1 protein-coding gene is annotated in these 783 nt (G+C 43.8%); it reads left to right on the forward strand.

Annotated elements, in window-relative coordinates; all coding sequences use genetic code 11:
* Positions 1–288 precede the first annotated feature (288 nt).
* On the forward strand, positions 289–783 hold a 495-nt coding region (locus AB4585_RS22510; RefSeq protein ID WP_372171039.1), incomplete at its 3' end, for an outer membrane beta-barrel protein.

The raw sequence follows: 783 nt of genomic DNA on the forward strand, positions 1-783 counted from the left end.
CAGTATGGATCTGTGGGTGAATCTGTATTCTCGTAGTGTTGATTGGGTGCATTTTCAATCGATAAAACAGCAAATGTTGTTGGAAATGATAGAGATTATTGAAGGTTGTGGCGCCGAGCTTGCCTATGATGTGGTTGAGCTCAAAGACTTGCCAGAAAACACTCAAAGTTGAAATGGCTTCCAGAAATGAAAGGAATAACACTGAAAATTAAGTCCCTTAGATAGAGTTTGCTCGCTTTGCACGCGTCAGTTGCAGAGAGAATGTTCAATTTTTGGGATGAGTAAAGAATGAAAAAATTAGTAGCGTTGGCACTTTGTGTCGCTGGTAGCGTAGGTTCTGTGTCAGCAGCAGAGCCAGTAAATGTTTATGCGGCAAACGAAACTGCTTATATCAAGGCAGATTTAGATTTTGGCCAAGAAACGCGTCATGAATTGATGGGTTCAGCAGCAACTTACGATAACGATCTTGGGTTTGGTTTGATCGCAGGCTATCAGCAAAGCCTAACTGATCACTGGACGTTGGGTTACGAAGTTGAATATCGCAACATTGCAGAGGCATCAATGAGTGTTGGTGGTTCTGAAGTGAGCCACTTCGATGCTAATGGTGTAGCTCTTAATTTGGCACCGAAATACTACGTTGGTGCGTCTCCGTTGTACTTAGGGGCAACATTAGGTCTAGGTCGCTATCGCGTTAACCGTGATGCTTCTGTAGATGGTGTTGGCTTTAAAACGACGACTACTGGTTGGCAGTTGGGCTTTGAAGCGGGTTACCAAGTAACCGAA

Origin of the sequence: Vibrio sp. 10N.222.49.C9 (assembly GCF_041474985.1) — a bacterium.
Classification (GTDB): Bacteria; Pseudomonadota; Gammaproteobacteria; order Enterobacterales; family Vibrionaceae; genus Vibrio; species Vibrio crassostreae_C.